This is a genomic window from Actinomadura terrae (genome assembly GCF_022751215.1).
GTDB classification, from domain to species: Bacteria; Actinomycetota; Actinomycetes; order Streptosporangiales; family Streptosporangiaceae; genus Spirillospora; species Spirillospora terrae.
Genome location: NZ_JAICDG010000004.1, coordinates 80,451 through 98,331, shown reverse-complemented (window position 1 = coordinate 98,331; position 17,881 = coordinate 80,451). Strand labels below are relative to the sequence as shown.

13 protein-coding genes are annotated in these 17,881 nt (G+C 70.3%); 9 read left to right on the top strand and 4 right to left on the bottom strand.

What is annotated here, in order from left to right; translation table 11 throughout:
* Positions 1 to 532: 532 nt before the first annotated feature.
* From K2F47_RS25105 to K2F47_RS25090, 4 genes are all read left to right on the top strand, one after another.
* Positions 533 to 1,405: a helix-turn-helix domain-containing protein gene (locus K2F47_RS25105; protein WP_242907693.1), complete on the top strand. Its 873-nt coding sequence runs from the start codon at positions 533 to 535 to the stop codon at positions 1,403 to 1,405.
* A gap of 267 nt (positions 1,406 to 1,672) precedes the next feature.
* Positions 1,673 to 1,885 carry a DUF397 domain-containing protein gene (locus K2F47_RS25100; protein WP_242907692.1) on the top strand — a complete coding sequence of 71 codons (213 nt, stop codon included), beginning with the start codon at positions 1,673 to 1,675 and terminating at the stop codon, positions 1,883 to 1,885.
* Between the two features lie 266 nt (positions 1,886 to 2,151).
* Positions 2,152 to 4,986, top strand: coding sequence for an FAD-binding and (Fe-S)-binding domain-containing protein (locus K2F47_RS25095; protein WP_242907691.1), 2,835 nt, complete (start codon positions 2,152 to 2,154; stop codon positions 4,984 to 4,986).
* A 118-nt stretch (positions 4,987 to 5,104) separates the two neighbouring features.
* Complete coding sequence (locus K2F47_RS25090) at positions 5,105 to 6,628, top strand: alpha/beta hydrolase (protein ID WP_242907690.1); 1,524 nt, start codon at positions 5,105 to 5,107, stop codon at positions 6,626 to 6,628.
* Here K2F47_RS25090 and K2F47_RS25085 read toward each other — a convergent pair.
* Together K2F47_RS25085 and K2F47_RS25080 are read right to left on the bottom strand one after the other, a co-directional pair.
* Positions 6,625 to 9,594, bottom strand: a complete 2,970-nt coding sequence (locus tag K2F47_RS25085; RefSeq protein ID WP_242907689.1) for an AAA family ATPase — start codon at positions 9,592 to 9,594, stop codon at positions 6,625 to 6,627. The two genes, K2F47_RS25090 and K2F47_RS25085, sit on opposite strands and share 4 nt — an antisense overlap.
* 165 nt (positions 9,595 to 9,759) lie before the next feature.
* Positions 9,760 to 10,740, bottom strand: a complete 981-nt coding sequence (locus tag K2F47_RS25080) for an MDR/zinc-dependent alcohol dehydrogenase-like family protein (protein WP_242907687.1) — start codon at positions 10,738 to 10,740, stop codon at positions 9,760 to 9,762.
* A 44-nt stretch (positions 10,741 to 10,784) separates the two neighbouring features.
* Between K2F47_RS25080 and K2F47_RS25075 the strand changes: the two genes are divergently transcribed.
* The 3 genes from K2F47_RS25075 to K2F47_RS25065 all read left to right on the top strand — a co-directional run bounded on the left by K2F47_RS25075 (position 10,785) and on the right by K2F47_RS25065 (position 14,235).
* Positions 10,785 to 11,267 (top strand): MarR family winged helix-turn-helix transcriptional regulator, encoded by a 483-nt coding sequence (locus K2F47_RS25075; RefSeq protein WP_242907685.1) that lies wholly within the window; start codon positions 10,785 to 10,787, stop codon positions 11,265 to 11,267.
* A 313-nt stretch (positions 11,268 to 11,580) separates the two neighbouring features.
* Positions 11,581 to 12,813, top strand: coding sequence for a phosphatidylserine decarboxylase (locus tag K2F47_RS25070; RefSeq protein WP_242907683.1), 1,233 nt, complete (start codon positions 11,581 to 11,583; stop codon positions 12,811 to 12,813).
* 30 nt (positions 12,814 to 12,843) lie between these two features.
* Positions 12,844 to 14,235 carry a S10 family serine carboxypeptidase-like protein gene (locus tag K2F47_RS25065; protein ID WP_242907681.1) on the top strand — a complete coding sequence of 464 codons (1,392 nt, stop codon included), beginning with the start codon at positions 12,844 to 12,846 and terminating at the stop codon, positions 14,233 to 14,235.
* Positions 14,236 to 14,564: 329 nt separating this feature from the next.
* On the opposite strand, the gene K2F47_RS25060 is transcribed toward K2F47_RS25065, so the two are convergent.
* Both K2F47_RS25060 and K2F47_RS25055 read right to left on the bottom strand, forming a co-directional pair.
* Positions 14,565 to 15,191 (bottom strand): alpha-ketoglutarate-dependent dioxygenase AlkB, encoded by a 627-nt coding sequence (locus K2F47_RS25060; RefSeq protein ID WP_242907679.1) that lies wholly within the window; start codon positions 15,189 to 15,191, stop codon positions 14,565 to 14,567.
* 37 nt (positions 15,192 to 15,228) lie between these two features.
* Positions 15,229 to 15,903, bottom strand: coding sequence for a pentapeptide repeat-containing protein (locus K2F47_RS25055; protein WP_242907677.1), 675 nt, complete (start codon positions 15,901 to 15,903; stop codon positions 15,229 to 15,231).
* A 47-nt stretch (positions 15,904 to 15,950) separates the two neighbouring features.
* Between K2F47_RS25055 and K2F47_RS41785 the strand changes: the two genes are divergently transcribed.
* Together K2F47_RS41785 and K2F47_RS25050 are read left to right on the top strand one after the other, a co-directional pair.
* Positions 15,951 to 16,985: an MFS transporter gene (locus K2F47_RS41785; RefSeq protein ID WP_372490908.1), complete on the top strand. Its 1,035-nt coding sequence runs from the start codon at positions 15,951 to 15,953 to the stop codon at positions 16,983 to 16,985.
* A 4-nt stretch (positions 16,986 to 16,989) separates the two neighbouring features.
* Positions 16,990 to 17,559: an MFS transporter gene (locus tag K2F47_RS25050; protein ID WP_242907675.1), complete on the top strand. Its 570-nt coding sequence runs from the start codon at positions 16,990 to 16,992 to the stop codon at positions 17,557 to 17,559.
* The last annotated feature ends 322 nt before the right edge of the window (positions 17,560 to 17,881 follow it).

The following is a 17,881-nucleotide window of genomic DNA, read 5'->3' as shown; positions in this document are numbered from 1 at the left end:
GCGTCTTTGCAGGATGTCGTAAGGGCCCGGCGCGGCGTGCCTCGCGGTCTCCAGGAGTCGCTCGCACTTTTCGTCGATCCTCATGGCTCGCAACCGGTGATCGGCGAGAAGTGAGAGCGGCTCTGTTCTGTTTGCGGCATCTGGCCGGTATGTCGGCACCGACCGAATGTGTCGTATCAGGCTGTCCTCCTGAGCGGTTCCCGTCCGGGCGAGGTTCCCGCGGCGACCCGGGCCGACGCCTTCCCCTCACCCTCCGTTCCCAGATTCTTAGGCTTCTCGCTAGCTGGACGTCCTATCGCAACTTGAAGCCTGCTAATCTGCTACCAAGCACGCTACAACATACTCAGCCGACATGCAGCACGCCGCCAGCTCCGGATGCTAGATTTCCGCGCGGATGTGGGGATCGGAGCCGGCAGATCGCGACCCCCGATGGGAGAGACATGACGGAGTGGCGTCATGTACGCCGCCGGGTCGCCGACTGCCACCTGGCAGACGGGCTGCTGGCGACGACTACACAGGGTGAGCGATACAGATGACCACTGACCAGGGGCCCATCGTCCAGAGCGCACTGCTGCGCACCGAGCTCGTGCGCCTTCGAAAAGAGAAGGGGATGACACAGGAGCAGGTCGCGAGCCGCCTCGAATGGTCCCCGTCGAAGCTCATCAGGGTCGAGGGCGGGAAGAACACGATCACGCGCACCGATCTCCAGGCACTGCTCACGGTGTACGAGGTCGTGTCGGAGAGCCGCCAGGAGCGGCTCCAGTCGTGGGCGCGCGGCGCGCGCGAGCCCGCGTGGTGGAACGCCTACCGGGGCGAGTTCGACGACAGCTTCCTGACCTACGTCGGGTACACCGCCGGCGCGTCCTACATCCGGCACTTCCACGGGACGCTCGTCCCCGGCCTCCTCCAGACGGAGGAGTACGCCCAGGTCCTTTACACCGGCGTCGTGTCCCCGCAGCAGCAGGCGTTCGGCGTGAAGCTGCGCATGCAGCGCCAGCGCGAGCTGGCCAAGCGCGAGGACCCGCCCCGCCAGAACTACGTCATCGACGAGACCGTGATCCGCCGCCACGTCGGCATCAAGGTCGATCCCGCGATCATGCCCAACCAGCTCCGCCACATCGCCGACTCCGCCGAGTCCGACGAGCTGCTGACCGTCCGCGTCATCCCCTTCAGCGCGGGCGCGCACCTCGGCGTCTTCGGGCCGTTCTCGATCCTGGAGTTCGACGGCGGGCTCAACGACGTCCTCTACCTGGAGGGCCGGGCCGGCGCGAGCGTGATGGTCACCGGCGAGGACACCCGGATCGCCGAGTACCGCGACAACTTCGAGACCCTGCTGGACGAGGCGCTCACCCCGGAGAAGTCGATCGCCATGATCCGGCAGGCGGCCGAGGAGCTGATGGACTGACCGACCACCTGACCGCCCCGCCCGGCTCCCCAACCGATCGGAGGTGACGGCCGCACCGGCGACCCCCAAGGCGAGTGGCCTTCATAGCACACAGAGTGATCTTGTGTTCCCGTGTAGGCGGAATAACTGGAACCGTTTACACTCGTGATCGGGAAATTTTCCACAAGGTCGTGGTTTGTTGTGCCCTGCTTGGCTCGCGTCGGGCGGGTGTTCTTGCCCGATCGGTGGCGAGACGGCACCCGCCGGCAATGGATGGAGGGTTGCTGGATGGTGTATCGGCCGGATCAGGGGAGGGCGCTGAACTGGCGCAAGGCCAGTGCGAGCGCCGAGGGTTCAGATTGCGTCGAAGTCGCGGCGGCCGGGCCCTCGGTGCTGGTCCGCGACTCCCACGACCACGCGGCGGGTCAGCTCTCGCTCAATTCCACGCAGTGGCGCGCGCTGGTGCGCGTCATCCGGAGCGGAGAGTTGGACGGCCGCTGAGTCACGGGACTCAAAACCCCCACTTTTCTCGGAAATTGTCGGGCGCCACAATGAAGTGAAGCATTTCCGGGTGATTGTTGCCAGGCACCGTCCCGCGCGGAAGGCGCGCACCGCCCGCCCCGGTACGGTGCCCCGCACCCCCGCCACATGGCCCTCGGAAACCACGCTCGACCGCTGCTCGCCCCGGTGCGCGTGCTTCGCATTCCGCTTCCTGCTGGGACGGGTGTCGGGTGGGGGGTTCTTCCGGGCGGTCCTAACCTGGGGGTGTGCCCGAACTCGCTCGGCGGCTGGAGGCCGCGCTTCCCGGGGTCTTCCGCACCGGGTTGACCGTCCGGACCGCCTATTCGTCGGACGCTTCGATCTACCGGTGCGTCCCGCTCGCGGTCGCCGAACCGCGCACGTCCGCCGAGCTGGCCCGGGTCCTGGAGCTGGCCGAGGACGAGGGCCTTCCCCTGACCATGCGCGGCGGCGGGACGTCGATCGCGGGGAACTCCGTCGGTACCGGCATCGTCGTCGACACCTCGCGGCACCTGCGGCGCGTGCTGTCGCTCGATCCGGAGGCGCGGACGGCCGTCGTCGAGCCCGGGGTGGTGCTGGACGACCTGCGCGCCGAGGCCGCGAGGTACGGGCTCACGTTCGGGCCCGATCCGTCCAGCCACTCGAGGTGCACGCTCGGCGGGATGATCGGCAACAACGCGTGCGGGTCGCACAGCGTGGCCTGGGGGATCACCTCCGGGAACGTGGAGGCGCTGCGGGTGCTGCTGCCCGGCGGGCGCGAGGTCACGGCCGAGCGCGGCACGTCCGGGGACGCGGCGATCGACGCCGAGCTGCGGCGGCTCCGCGACGCGCACCTCGGCGCGATCCGGACCGAGCTCGGCAGGTTCAGCCGCCAGGTCGCCGGTTACGGCCTGCATCATCTGCTGCCCGAGAATGGGTTCGACGTCGCGAAGGCCCTGGTCGGCGCGGAGGGGACGTGCGGGATCGTCACGGAGGCGACGGTCCGGCTCGTCCCGGTGCCGAAGGCGCGGGCGCTGGCCGTGCTGGGTTTCGAGGACGTCTTCGTGGCCGCCGAGGTGGCGCCGTTCGTCGCGCGGTCGGGGGCGCTGACCGTTGAGGGGATGGCCGCCGACCTGCTGACCGCGCTGCGTGACCAGCCCGGACGCGCCGACGCGGGCTCCGACCTCCCGCCCGGCGGCGGCTGGCTGTACTGCGAGGTCGGCGGGGACACGATCGGTGCGGCGCAGGACGCGGCGCACGCGCTCGCCGAGGCCGTGCAGGAGCGGGTGCCGGGGACGACGTCGGTCGTGGTCGGCGACCCGGCGCGGATGCGGGCGCTGTGGTGGATCCGCGAGGCCGGGTCGGGGATCGTGACGCGGCTCCCGGACGGCGGCGAGGCGTGGCCCGGCTGGGAGGACTCCGCCGTCCCGTCCGAGCGGCTCGCCGGCTACCTGCGCGAACTCTACGAACTGATGCGCGCGCACGGGCTGCGCGGCGTCCCGTACGGGCATTTCGGCGAGGGGTGCCTGCACCTGCGCGTCGACTTCGACCTGGAGGACCCGCGCGGCGTCGCCGGTTACCGCGCGTTCGTCGAGGAGGCGACGCGCCTGGTCGTGGCGCACAGCGGGTCGGTGGCGGGGGAGCACGGCGTCGGCCGCGCTCGCTCGGAGCTGCTGTCCGCGATGTACTCGCCCGGCCTGCTGGACGCGTTCGCCGCGTTCAAGGCGGTGTTCGACCCGGGCCGCCGCCTCAACCCGGGCGTGATCGTCGACCCGGCCCCGCTGGACGCCGCGTTGCGTCCCGGCCCCGGCCGCGACACGCTGAAGGTCACGCCCGTCCACGCGCTGACCCGCGACAACGGCTCGTTCGCCGCCGCCGTCCACCGCTGCGTGGGCGTCGGGGCCTGCCGCAACCTCGACACCGGGACGATGTGCCCGTCGTTCAGGGCGACCCGCGACGAGGTGCACTCCACGCGGGGCCGCGCGCGCGTCCTCGCGGAGATGCTGCGCGGCGAGTCGCTGCCGGACGGATGGCGCTCGCGTGAGGCGCACGACGCGCTGGATCTGTGCCTGTCGTGCAAGGCGTGCGCGAGCGAATGCCCGGTGAACGTCGACATGGCGACCTACAAGGCCGAATTTCTGCATCGGTACTACGCGCGGCGGCGCCGTCCGATGGCGCACTACTCGATGGGCTGGCTGCCGCTGTGGTCGCGCGCCGTCACCGCCGTCCCGGGGACGTCGCGGCTGGTCAACGCCGCGCTGTCGCGGGGGCGCATCGCCCGGGTGGTCAAGCGGGCGGCGGGCGTCGAGCCGCGCCGCCAGATGATCCGGTTCGCGGAGCGGACGCTGCGCGACTGGTTCCGCGAGCGTGGGCGGGCGCGTGCCGCGGGCGGGCCGACCGTCGTGTTGTGGCCCGACACGTTCACCGACTATCACGCGCCCGAGGCCGGACGGGACGCCGTCGAGGTGCTGGAGGCGCTCGGGTACCGGGTGCTGATCCCGCCGGGGCGCGTCTGCTGCGGTCTGACCTGGCATTCCACCGGGCAGCTCGGGGTGGCCAAGCGCGTCCTGCGGCATTCGCTGGACGTGCTGGCGCCCGCGCTCGACGCCGGGCTCCCGGTCGTCGGGCTGGAGCCGTCCTGCACGGTGATGTTGCGCAACGAGGCACCCGAGCTGTTCCCGGACGACCCGCGCGCGCGTCGCCTCGCGGACGCCACGGTCACGCTCGCCGAGCTCGTCGCGAGGCATGAGGGCGACTGGCCGTTCGGGACGCTGGACGCCCGCGCGATCGCGCAGGTCCACTGCCACCAGGAGGCGAAGGGCTCCTACGCGCCGGACCTCGCCGTCCTGCGGCGGCTCGGCGTGGACACCGACGTCATCGGCTCCGGCTGCTGCGGCCTCGCCGGGAACTTCGGCTTCGAGCCCGGCCACTGGGACGTCTCGCAGAGCTGCGCCGAGCGCGAGCTGTACCCGAAGGTGCGCGCCGCCGACGGTGAGCTGATCCTCGCGGACGGCTTCTCCTGCCGGACGCAGGTCGCCCAGGGCACCGGACGCGAGGCGCTCCACCTCGCGCAACTCCTACGCCGCGCGCTGCCGCGCACCTGACCCTGAGGTCACCCTGAGCTGACCCTGGTCCTTCCCTGGCCGCCCTTACGAAGCCCGTGCCGCCGCCCTAACTTGATCTTCCAAGCGGCACCGGCCGCGCCAAGGAGGGGCTACATATATGCAGCGTGCGGTGATGATGGCGGCGGGGTTGGCGCTCGTCGCGGCGGCCGTCCCGGTGATCTCGCAACCGGCGCGGGCGGCGCAGGCGGCGCCGCCGCGGACCATCGCGTGGACGAAATGCGGCGACGACGGCAAGGCCGAGTGCGCGACGTTGCGGCTGCCGGTCGACTGGGCGCGGCCGGACGGCCCGTCCTTCGGACTCGCGATCGCGCGCCGCAAGGCCAAGGACCCGGACGCCCGCGTCGGCACGCTCGTGTTCGGCCCCGGCGGGCCCGGTGACTCGGGCGTCCAGCGCGTCACGAAACTCAAGGGCGGCATCGACCGGTTCAGCGAGCGGCTCCAGAACCGCTTCGACATCGTCAGCTTCGACCCGCGCGGCATCGGCGGCAGCCATCCCGTGACGTGTTCGGCGGATCTGCTGGCGGCGCGTCCGTCCCCGGTCATCAAGAGCCAGAAGGAGTTCGACGCGACGCTCGCATACAACAAGCGCCTGCGCGAGGACTGCCGCATGCGCACGGGCTCCCTTTACGACCACGCCGATACGCTCAGCACCGTCCGGGACGTGGACGCCATACGCGCCGCGCTCGGCGAGGCACAACTGAACTTCCACGGCAGCTCGTACGGGACGCTGCTGGGGGAGATGTATGCGGAGACGTTCCCGAAGCGGTTCCGGACGATGGTCCTGGAGAGCGTCGACGACCACAGCCTGCGCGACACCCGGCGGTTCCTGAACTCCGAGATGGCGGCGGCGCAGGACTCCTTCGACCAGTTCGTCGCCTGGTGCGACAGGACGACGGACTGCGCGCTGCACGGCAGGGACGTCCGCTGGTGCGACAGGACGACGGACTGCGCGCTGCACGGCAGGGACGTCCGCGCCGTCTGGCGTGGCCTGCGAGAGCGGGCGGCGCGCGGCACGCTTCCCGACCCGCAGAGCCCCGGGTCCGCGCTCCCGGAGTTCGCGCTGGTCGTGGTCGCTTACAAGGCGTTCTACGGCCCCGACTGGGCGGAACTCGCGTCCAAGCTCGCCGCGCTGGACGCGACGCCGAACGCATCGCCCGGCGCGTCCAGAACGACCCGGCGAGCGGAGCCCCAGCCGACCGGCACCGACCCGTTCACCGCCCAGTTCTGCTCCGACTGGAGCCTGCCGGTGCGCGGCTACGGCGAGTACGCAAAGATCATTCGAGGCACGGAGAAGATCGCTCCGGACATGAACCAGGCGCGTCCCGTCATGGCCGTCTCCGCCTGCCTCGGCTGGCCGGGCCCCGTCAACAACCCGCAGCACCGGCTGCGCGTCAAGGGAAGCGCGCCGATCCTGCTGACGAACGCCGTGCACGACCCCGCCACGCCCTACTCCTGGGCGCGAAGCGTCGCCCGCCAGCTGGGCAAGGCGGGCACGCTCCTCACCTACGAGGGCTCAGGACACGGCTCCTACAACCGCGGCCCCTGCATGCAGGACAAGATCGACCAGTACCTGATCACGGGCCAACGGCCCGCCCAGGGCACCACCTGCCCGGCGGTCTAACCGGCGGTGATGTCGGCGGGGAGCAGGGTCGCCAGTTGCGCCTTGGTCAGCTCCTCGCCGTCGTTCGCCAGTTGCTCGGTGCGGCGGGCGTGCGCGGTGACCGCCGCCCGGAACAGCTTGTCGACCTCGCGGCCGTTGCCCTCGCGGAACCGGTCGCGCTCGGCCGCGAGGTGGCCGGTGAGGGCCGCGCGCGTCCCGTCCGGGACGAGGTAGTCCGCGGCCTCCGCCTTGCCCACGAAGATCGACACGAGGCCGTCCACGTCGTAGGGCTCGAACGTGAGCGTGCGCGCGAACCGGGACGCGAGGCCCGGGTTCGCCGCCAGGAAGCCCTCCATCTCGGCCGTGTAGCCCGCCGCGACGACGATCACCTCGTCGCGGTGGTCCTCCATCAGCTTGACGAGGGTGTCGATGGCCTCCTGGCCGAAGTCGGCGCCCGTCCCGCCGGTGGCGCGCGCCAGCGTGTACGCCTCGTCGATGAACAGGACCCCGCCGCGGGCCCGCTCGAAGACGTCCGCCGTCCGCTTCGCGGTGTGCCCGACGTACTGGCCGACCAGGTCGACGCGGGCCGTCTCGACCACCTGGCCCTGCGCGAGGACGCCGAGCGCCGCCAGCAGTTCGCCGTACAGGCGCGCGACGGTCGTCTTGCCCGTGCCGGGCGGGCCCGCGAAGATCAGGTGTCCGGTGAACGGTTCGGCCTCCAGCCCGGCCTCGCGGCGGCGCCGCGCCGAGGCGAGCAGGTCGAGCAGGTCGCCGATCTCCCGCTTGACCCCCGCGAGGCCCGTCATCCCGGTCAGTTTCGCCAGGACGTCGCGGACCTGTCCCGCGTCCCGCGCCTCGCCGAACCGCGCCGCCAGGCCCGTCTCGACGTCGAGGTCCTCGGCGAGCAGCAGGCTCAGCTCCGCGCCGGACGGCAGCTCGGTCAGCTCGGCGAGCCGCTGCGCCTGCCGCTCGACCGCCGCCTCGAACACCCTGCGGGCCGCGCGCCCGTTGCCGAAGCTCGCGTCCCGCTTGACCGCGGTGAAATGGTCGAGGACGGCGGCCCGCGCGTCCTCGGAGAGCCGGAATCCGTCCTTGCCCGCCTGGAGCTCGACGATCTTGACCAGCTCGGCAGGGGCGTAGTTCTCGAACTCGACCGTCCGGGATATGCGCGACCTCAGACCCGGGTTCGCGCTCAGGAACTCGCGCATCTCCGCCGAGTACCCGGCCGCGATCACCACGACCTCGTCGCGGTGGTCCTCCATGAGCTTGACGAGGGTGTCGATGGCCTCCTGGCCGAAGTCGGTGCCGGTGGTCTCGCGGGCGAGCGCGTACGCCTCGTCCACGAAAAGGACGCCGCCCATCGCACGCTCGAACGCCTCGGTCGTCTTCAGCGCCGTCCCGCCGACGTTCTCCGACACCAGATCGCCCCGGCTGACCTCGACGACCTGGCCCTTCTCGACCACGCCGAGCGCCGCGAGGATCCGGCCGTACAGGCGCGCGACCGTCGTCTTGCCCGTGCCCGGCGGCCCCGCGAACACCATGTGCCGCCCGATCGTCGGGCCCGGCGGCAGGCCCGCGAGCCGCCGCTGCTCGGCGACCTTCTGGAGGTTGGTGAGCTTCCGGATCTCCCGTTTCACCCCGGCGAGGCCGATCATCGCGTCCAGTTCGGCGAGCAGTTCGTCGGCGGACGCCTGCTCGGCCGGCACCGCGTCCCGCGGCGGTCCGGCGCCGCCCGCCCGCGCGTCCGCCTCCGCCGCCGCGCCCAGCGCCGTCTCCACCACCTTCGCGGTGACGACCTCCGGCTCGAAGTCGAGGATGTCCTCCCCGCCGTTCCGCTCGCTCGTCACCCCCGACATGTGGACGCGCGCCGTCTTCGCCATGACCAGGCCCGTCCCGGGGTTGTCGACGATCGCGCAGTCCCGCAGCGTCATCTCGCAGCCCGGGTCGGCGTTCGCGCCGATGTCCCCGCTGCCGGTCACGGTCACGCCGGTGTAGGTCCCACTGCCGCCCTCCACCGACGCGACGCCGATCTCCGCCGCGTCCGCCACCCGCCCCCGGACGAACGTGCCGTGCCCCCGCTCGCCGACGAACACGCCGTGCTTGCCCGCGCCGAGGATCTCGCAGTCCTCGAAGTACCCGGTGCCCTCCTCGACGACCACGCCCGTCCGGCGCGGTGTCTGCAACCGCAGCCGCCGCGCGGTCAGCGTGCCCCCGGCGGTCACCCACACCGCCTCCATCGCCGCGTCCGTGATCAGGCAGTCCTCCGCGAGCGCGTTGCCCTTGTCCCGGACGACCAGCGAGCACGTCCCGCTGCTGTGGAACGCCGAGTTGCGGATCGCCGCGTCCGCGTGGTCGTCCACCAGCACCGCCGCCGACCCCGGGCCCGAGATCGTGCACCGCTCGATCAGCGGCTTGGACCCCTCGGTCACCCAGATCCCGCTGTCGGACGCGCCCTCGATGCGGCAGCCCCGCACCGTCACCGCACTGCCCTTGCGGATCGCCAGCGCGTTGCTCTGCGTCCCCGCGAGGTCGGTGGACTCGATGATCCCGGACGACCCCGAGTACACGACCGCGCCGTCCTGCACCCGGCAGCCGCGCAGCGCCAGCCGCCCGCCGTTCCACACGCTCACCGCGACCGTTCCGGCACGGCTCACGAACTGGCACTGCTCGGCGAGGACGCTGCCCTTCGCGACGTCCAGCGCGTTGCCGTCATCGCTCCAATTCCGGACGATCAGCCCCTGGAGTGTCACGTTCCCGGTGACCTCGATCGTCGCGTCGGTCGCACCGTCGAGCGTGACCGACCCCGGACCTCCGGCGGCCGTCAGCACGAAGTCCCCCGAACTGCGGAAACCCGTCGCCGGGTACTGCCCGGGCTCGATCACGATGTGCCGCCCGGGCGGGCTGTAGGGCGGCAGCGGGGCCTGGAGCGCGTCCAGCACCGTCCGGTACGCCCTGGGGGAGGTCTGTGAGACGACCAGGCGCAGCAAACGAACCTCCTCGGCCGCGGGCGGGGACCACCGATATCGTGCCACCGCCCTCCGGCCCTCGGCGAGGCTTTACCACCTTCCGGGCGGCCCTGCGGTGGCCTTCCGGGTGGTCAGAGGACTCCCAGAGGCCTTCAAGAGCCTTCCGGAGCCATCGGGGGGCAGGGGTCAGGGAACGAGGACGACGCGGCGGTCGCTCTTGCGCGTCCACGCCTCGCCGACTTCGCTGAGCGGGACGGTTGCGATGTCGAGACTGATCTCGCCGTTTGCCGCCTGGTGGAGGATATCGGCGTAGGCGTCTGCGGCCTGGGTGAGGGCCGCGCGTCCCGTGGTGCCGCTGCCGACCAGCTGGACGGGCGCCTTGCGCATCGTCATCGCGGGCAGCGACGCCTCCGCACCGGCCGCCATTCCGACCAGGATGTAGCGGATCGGCGCCTCGCGCCGCGGTGCCGGGCGGGCCAGCGCGGCGAACGCGGCCTCCGCCGGCGCGCCCCACAGGTAGTCGGCGACCAGGTCGTAGGGGCCCTCGGCGGCGAGCGCGTCGGCCAGTTCGTCGTGCGGGCGGTCGAGCGGGATCGCCGCGGCGACGCCTTGCGTCACGAGGTGGTCGAGGACGCGCCGGTCACGTCCGGCGACGACGACCCGCGCGTCGCGGCGTACCGCGAGGTGGGCGGCGATGCGTCCGGACGCGCCGGTCGCGCCGAGCACCAGGACGGTCTGCCCGGCGGCGGCCTCGCCCTCCGCGACGATCGTCTTCCAGGCCGCCATCCCGGGGTTGAGGAGCGCGGCGGCGGTCACGTCGTCCACACCGTCCGGGACGGGAAGCCACATGTCGCGGCGGACCAATGTCCGCTCGGCCATCCCGCCGTAGGGCGGTCGCGGGATGAGGAACGCCACGCGGGTGCCGTCGTCGAGGCGTCCGACCCCGTCCAGCCCGGCGACGTGCGGAAACTCGGTGGGGGCGTAGTGGACGCCGCCGGCCATCGCGCGGTCGGACGGCTTCAGCGCCGCCGCCGTCACGGTCACGACCGCCTCTCCGTCCCCGGCCACAGGTGCGGGGAACGGGCCGTAGCGCGGGGGTTCGCCTGTCGCGTGCAGGACGGCTGCGTGGACGTGCCGCCCGCTCTGATCCGGCTCAAATCCGTTCATTATGAACGGATATGCTAGCACGAGGTCCGTGCATAATGAACGGGATGGCGGACGACGACTACTACGAGGTCTGGCTCAGCATCCTGGGCCGCGTCTCGCGCTCCCGCTTCGTCGACCTGATCCTCGACCGCGCCGGGGTCACGCTCGACCCCGAACTGTGCCGCTATCTGATCCACCTCGACCTGCGCGGGCCGATCGGCGTCCTGGAACTGGCCGAACTCGCCGAGCACAACCATCCCAAGGCGAGCCGTTCGCTCGCCCGGCTGGAGCAGTTGGGGCTGGTCGCCCGCGCGCCCGACCCGCATGACCGCCGGGTCAAGACGGCGTCGCTGACCGCCGAGGGGCGCGGGGTGGTCGAGGCGATCAACCGTGGGCGGCGCCGCGTCCTGGACGAGGTCTTCACCGGATGGAGCGACCGTGACCGCGCCGAACTGGCCCGCCTGACGGGCCGCTTCGCCGACGGCATGGTCGCCCTGATGGACACCGGACCCGCAGCGGGCGGGGCCGCCTCGCCCTCGGACGCTTGAGTCGCGTTTCCCGATTCAGCCTGGTGCGCCAGGAATCGGCGGGACCCGAGGTCTTCGGCAGGGAGACCAAAGCTGATTGGCCGGGTCTTTGATGGCTAATGACCTGGTATCTGGCTAGATGCTAGGTATCTCCTAAATACGGCTTTGATGAGTCATGGGGTTACTTGTAGTGGTTCGCGGGGACTTGGCGGGTGAGCTGCGCATTCGCCGACGCGAGCGGGCGGTAGCCGAGGAGGCTCGGGCGGCCCCCGGGGCGCCCAGCACCCCGTACGCAACCGAATCAGCCGACAGGACAAGAGGAGGAGGCAGCGGAATGCTGACCGAGACCAGCGCTCGTTCGAGGACCCTCGAAGAATTCAAAGACAAGCTCCGGTGGTGGTACGAAACCGATCACCGAGGTTTCAAGACCATGTTCCATGCGGCGATGTCCCATATAGTGCCGCCGCCTCCGGAAACGAAGCCGGAAGTCTGGTACGACTGGAAGAATGCCAGTTTCGAGAAGCTCCTCAATTTCTTCGACGAGTGGTACGCGTGGCAGCCGGACGTCTACAGCGGGCTGAACTACATCCAGCGGTTCAGTTGGATCAACTACGAGAACGACTACGGCATGGTCTTCCTCACCTCCGGGCCCGGGCTTGAGATGACCGAGGACTTCACCGACCTCCAGGGCGACCAGATGGACGCGCCGGCGTCGAAGGATCTCGCGGACAAGTGGATCGCCCAGTTGGGCAGCAAGATGGACGACTTCTACGTCCCGCCGGGCGGGTTCACCAACTTCAACCAATTCTTCGTCCGGAGGCTCGTCGACCAGAGCAAACGCCCGATCGCCGCCGCGGATGACGCCGGCGTCGTGGTCGCGCCGGCGGACTGCGTCATCAACATGATCGTCGACGATCTGACCGTCGATACGCCGATCCCGGTCAAAACCGTGACCATGAACATCCGCCAACTGCTGAACAACTCGAAGTATGCAGACAAATTCGTCGGCGGCACCGCGGTCTCCTGCATCCTGATGCCCGATATGTACCACTGGTACCACACCCCCGTCCCCGGCCTGGTCGTGGAGTCCCACGACGACATCGGAGGCGTGTACTACGGATTCCGAAATCTCCCCCAACTGCTGAACAAGGGCAACGTCGGATATGGTTACGACTACCAGGCGTTCGCCGAATTTCGCCGTGGCTACTACATCATCGAGACCACCTACGTCGATGACCCGGCAAAGCCGGAATCATTCAGCTCGGGCTACGTAGGGGCGGTTCCCGTCGGGCTCAACTCGATCGCGTCGGTGCAGTGCCTGGAAGAATTCAGAGGCATTCCGAGCAGCCAGAAGCCACCGGTCCCGGTTGCCAAGGGGCAGAAGATCGGGAACTTCCAGTACGGCGGATCGCTGAATATCCTGCTGTTCGAGAAGAACCGGTTCCCCGCATTGCAGCTGCTCCAAGGGCAGCGGATCGGGCTCATGGAGCGGCCGGAGCGCGCCGAGGGCCTGTTCGCCAACCCCTGGCAGTCGCAGGGGCGGCGGCGCGGGTTCCTGGCCCTCTGATCAACCTCAGGCCACCTAACGGGGGAAGTCATGAGCTTGAACATCGTCAAGTCGATCCCGGCCAACATCCCCAACACCCTCGGGATCGACCTCTACACCAAGAGCGTCAAGAGGACCCGCTCCTACGCGGGACACGTCGATATCCCGAGCGTCGAGAACCCCGAGGCGGAGAACCACCTGTTCTACTGGTTCTTCGAGAGCCAGACGTGCAACCCCAACGTCAAGACCTCCGACCAGATGGACCTGATCCGCGAGACGCCACTGCTGATCTGGCTCAACGGCGGGCCCGGCGCGTCCTCGCTGCTCGGGCTGTTCCTGGAGAACGGACCGTTCACCATCGCCGACAACGCCGCGGGCACCATTTCGGTGACCCCCAGAAGCTGGAACCAGCAGGCGCACGTCGTCTTCTGGGACCAGCCCATCGGCACGGGTTACAGCTACTCCGACGCCGGCGAGTACGTCAAGGACGAGGAGGCCCTGAGCGAGATGTTCTGGGAGGGCCTCCAGAGGTTCTTCGACGAGCACGAGGCGTATGCCCAGTGCCCGCTCTACATCGCCGGCCAGAGCTACGGCGGAAAGTACGTGCCGCACATCGCATCGAAGATCGACGAGAAGAACGAGCAGAACGCAGGCCGTCGCATCGACCTCAAGGGCATCGCCATCGGCAACGGCTGGATCAAACCCGAGCTGTCGCTCCGGGTCATGATCGACTACGTGTACACGACCGGCTTCATCGGCCTCGACCAGAGGGAGGGCCTGTACCAGGACTACCAGCACATCCTGGATGCCCTCGGGAACGGAGAGATGAAGGAGGCCAACCGTCTTTGCGACGAGTTGGTGCTGACCACCATGCGGCTCGGCGGCAACTTCGACCTCTACGACGTGCGAAGCTGGGAAGGCATTCCCATGGGACCCTTGCGCGCCTACCTCAACACCGAGGCCGTGAAGGGGGCACTGCACGTCCCGGCAGAAGTGAAATGGAAGAACGCCGACAACGAAGGCCCGGTCGCGGAGCACCTTGTCGAGGACATCATGGCCGACTGCTCGGACAAGTACGTTGAGCTCATCGGCAAGGGATACGAGACTCTGCTCTACACCGGAAACTTCGACACGGCCTGCGGGTACCTGGCAACCGAGGAGTTTCTGGACGAGATCCCGAAATGGGACAAGGGCGAGGACGAGCGCTGGCGCGAGGCGCCCCGGTTGATCTGGACGCTGGCCCAGGGCAATCCGAAGGGGTTCGTCCGCAGGCACCGGAACCTGATGCAGGTCAGCCTGCCGGACGCCGGCCACGCGGCGCCCGCCTACCAGCCCGAGATCTGCCGGGAGATGATCTACAACTGGGTCTTCGACCGTCCGTTCCACGGATACGACCCGCAGCAGTTGCCCAAGATGCACAACGGCAACGGCGAGCACCACTGACAGGCACGTCCGGGGCCACTCGGACGGCGGCCGTTCGGGCGGGAGCTGCTCGGGCGGCGGCCGTTCAGGCAGGGGCCTGGTCGGAGGGGGCTATTCGGACGGGAGCTGTTCGGGCAGGGCCGTGCGAGCAGGAGGCATCGGGCAGGCGCTGAACGGCTCCCGGCCGAGGAGGGCCGGACGGCTCCGGGGGCAGGGCCTGCCGGACCGCTCGGGGACAGGGCCTGCCGGACGGCTCGGGGACAGGGCCTGCCGGACGGCTCGGGGGCAGGGCCCGCCGGACGGCTCCCGGGGCGAAGACAAGCCGGAAGCGTCCCGGACGGGATGGCCGCTCAGCGGACGTTGTGCGGGCGGTCCTGAATGCTGATCCGCGGGCCGACCGCGCGGGTCGACTTCGGAATCGCGTGTTCCCAGGTCCGCTGGCAGCTCCCGCCCATCACAATGAGGTCGCCGTGCCCCAGCTCGTGGCGGATGGTCGCCCCTCCGCCACGCGGGCGCAGGAGCAGCGGACGCGGCGTCCCGACGGACAGGATCGCGATCATCGTGTCCTGCGTCGCGCCGCGTCCGAGCGTGTCGCCGTGCCAGGCGACGCTGTCGCGGCCGTCGCGGTACAGGCAGAGCCCGGCTGTGCTGAACGGCTCGCCCAGCTCCGGCGCGTAGTGCTCGTCGAGGGCCGCCTTCGCCTCGTCCAGGACGGGGTCGGGCAGCGTGTCGCCCTCCCTGTAGAAGGCCAGCAGGCGGGGGACGTCCACGACCCTCTCGTACATGCGACGGCTCTCCGCCCGCCACGGGACGGACGTGAGGAGCCGCTCGAAAAGCGCGTCGGCCCCCGGAATCCAGCCGGGCAGGACGTCGATCCAGGCGCCATGGGCCAGCCGCGTCCGGCGTGCGGAGGCGAGCGGACGCGGCCCTGTCTCGTCCGTGTCGTCCAGCAGCGAGCCCTGAAAAGCGCCTGTCATGCCCCCAATCTATCCGGCGAGTCAAACAGGTGTTCGATCAGGCGTCCTCGATCGTGATGTCGAGCTCCGCCGCGAAGCTGGCGAGCAACCCCGGCGCGTCCACCGCGGACACGGTCACGCCGCGCATGCTCTGCACCCCGGCCACCCCGCGCAGATCGCACCCGGAGAACCGCGCGCCCGCCATCGTCGCGCCGCTGAACTGCGCGCCGCCGAGCCGGCATCCCTCGAACCGGACGCCGCGCAGGTCCGCGTTCTGGAACGTCGCGCCCTCCAGGTTGCAGTCGCGGAACACGACCCGCTTGAGCGTGCTGAACCGGAACCCGGCGAGGTCGGCGCGGCACCCCTCGTACACCACGTCCTGGAACGCGCAGTCGGTCAGCGCGGCCCCGGTCATCCGCGACCCGGTGACAGTCGCGTTGAACACCCGGGCGTTGGTGAGCCCCAGATTCGCCAGGTCACAGCGGTCGAACACGGAGTCGCTGACCGTCGCCCGCTCCAGGACGGTCGCGGGCAGGCGCGTCCCGTCGAACACGCAGCGCTCGATCTCGACGTCCTGCGCGTCGCGTCCGGACAGGTCCTGAGGGCCGAACCGCAGCTCGCGCAGAACCTCGTCGTCCACCAGATCGTGCTCGGACCCGGCGGGCGCGAGCGCGGCCGGAAGCCTGGGGCGGGCGGGTTCTTTGGGACGAGACGTCTTCGTCGTCGGAGGCATGGACGAGACGGTACTGAAATGTCAGAGGCGGCTCGTACTCTCGCAGTGTGATCGAAGAACTGCGGAGAGATGTCAGGGCGCTGGTGGGCGTGCGCGTGCTCAACCAGCTCGGCGCGTACGTCCTGCCGTTCCTCGCCGTCCTCGCAGGCCATGACCTGGCGCCCTGGGCACTCGGCGTCTTCGGCGTCGCGGCGCTCGTCTCACGCTGGCTCGGCGGCTTGCTCCTCGATCACTTACCGCCCCGCACGGTGATCGTCCTGGGCCTGACGGCGACCGGCGCCACCATGTCGCTGCTGGCCGGAGCGCACGGCCCCGGGTGGACGCTGCTGGCCGCCGTCGCGCTCGTCGGGCTGGCCTTCGAAATCTACGAACCCGCCACCCAGGAATCGCTGGCCCGCCTGACCACCCGTCCCGGCGCGGAGGGCACCCAGGCCGATGTCTACGGATTACTCGGGACGTCGCTGGTCGCGTCCGGCGCCGTCGGCGGCCTGCTAGCGGCGATCCTCCTGCCACTCGGCCCCCGATGGCTCATAGCGACAGATGCCCTGACCTGCCTGGTAGCCGCATGCGTGGCCCTAACCCTCCTCACCCCCGACGCCGTCGCCCCGCCAACGACAACCTCTACGCCCCCCGACACCCGAATTCCCGATCCCCTTACCGTCGAGCCCTCCGCCTCAAGGCCCCCGTCCGCGAACCTCCCGACTCGGAGGCCGCGTTTCCCAACCTCGGCTCGAAGCCCTCAAGCCAGCCGGAGTCCGACCCCAAGGGGCGTGATCCCTCCGCCCAGTCCCGTGCCGCGCGCCCCGCAAGCGCACACCAGCGCGGAGCTCCAACTAGCCGAGACGAGCCCGCCGAGCAGGAACGACAGGAAGTCCCGTCCCACGCCTCGGAGCCCTCCGAGCCAAGCGCCGCCAAGAGGACAGCAAAGGTCCACCTCCCAAGCCCCTCTGACACGCATACCCCAACTCGCCGCCTCCGAGACCGAAGGCACGCGACGCGGAGCAGGTCAACCCCGAACCGCTGCCCGCACGGCTTCATTTCCGCAGACGACGCCGCTCCAAAGGATGGCGGCCGCCGGGTGAGCTGGTGCGATTGACGGCAGCGGGAACGGCGTTCGCATGCGGCTCTCTCGCCGTGCTGCTGTTCGTGCCGTACGTCCTGCTCCAGCGCGGGGCTCCAGCATGGCTGCCCGGCCTGACCCTGACGGGCGCCGCCCTGGTAGCACCATTGACCGGCCGCCTGGGCCGCCGCACCCTGCGCGGCCTAGGGCACGAACACGTCCTAACCCTCGGGACGGTCGCGCTCGGGGCCCTAGCGGTCGTGATGGCCCTTGGACAGTCCGTCGCGCTCCTGGTCGCGGGCTACCTGGCATGGGCGGCGGTCGACAGTGTCCTACAGGGACGATGGCCCGCCCTGATCGCCGAGGTGGCCCCGGAGGCCGACCGGCCGCGATGGTTCGCCTTCCACGGATCGTCCTGGGGAATCGCGCAACCCGCCGTCCCGGGGCTGGTCGCGCTGACCGGAGGAGCGATGGTGACGGCCGCAGGCGCATTCCTCCTGATCCCGCTCGTGCTGACAGCACATCGACACCGCGACCGCCACCCCAGAACCGGACGACGCACCAGCAGCCGATCATCACCAGCACGCACAGAATGAACTCCGAGCAGCCCGCCAACGATCGGCAGTCGAAGAGCCACAAGACTTCGCCCTCCTGCCCACTCGGTCTGCCACGCTGGAGGCGGGTGACTCGGTAGCGGAAGCCCACCGCCCAAAGTCGCGCGCTGGCGGCGGGCCTGCTCGGCGTGCGGGTCGGCAGCGGTCTCTTCCCCGTGTCGACCCGCCGCATGACCAGCACGCGTCCCGTGCACGGGTTGGTGGCGGTCTCTTGCCGGTTCCGGGCTGCCGCATGACCAACGCGCATTCTGCGCGGGGGCCATGTGCGGACGCGGGGGGCAGTACGTCTGCTCCGCGCACCGTC

Excerpts from the sequence above, each read along its gene's own strand:
- K2F47_RS25070 (WP_242907683.1), top strand. The coding sequence starts at position 11,581 with ATGCTGACCGAGACCAGCGCTCGTTCGAGGACCCTCGAAGAATTCAAA.
- K2F47_RS25055 (WP_242907677.1), bottom strand. The coding sequence starts at position 15,903 with ATGCCTCCGACGACGAAGACGTCTCGTCCCAAAGAACCCGCCCGCCCC.
- K2F47_RS25060 (WP_242907679.1), bottom strand. The coding sequence starts at position 15,191 with ATGACAGGCGCTTTTCAGGGCTCGCTGCTGGACGACACGGACGAGACA.
- K2F47_RS25065 (WP_242907681.1), top strand. The coding sequence starts at position 12,844 with ATGAGCTTGAACATCGTCAAGTCGATCCCGGCCAACATCCCCAACACC.
- K2F47_RS25105 (WP_242907693.1), top strand. The coding sequence starts at position 533 with ATGACCACTGACCAGGGGCCCATCGTCCAGAGCGCACTGCTGCGCACC.
- K2F47_RS25080 (WP_242907687.1), bottom strand. The coding sequence starts at position 10,740 with ATGAACGGATTTGAGCCGGATCAGAGCGGGCGGCACGTCCACGCAGCC.
- K2F47_RS25100 (WP_242907692.1), top strand. The coding sequence starts at position 1,673 with ATGGTGTATCGGCCGGATCAGGGGAGGGCGCTGAACTGGCGCAAGGCC.
- K2F47_RS25075 (WP_242907685.1), top strand. The coding sequence starts at position 10,785 with ATGGCGGACGACGACTACTACGAGGTCTGGCTCAGCATCCTGGGCCGC.
- K2F47_RS25090 (WP_242907690.1), top strand. The coding sequence starts at position 5,105 with ATGCAGCGTGCGGTGATGATGGCGGCGGGGTTGGCGCTCGTCGCGGCG.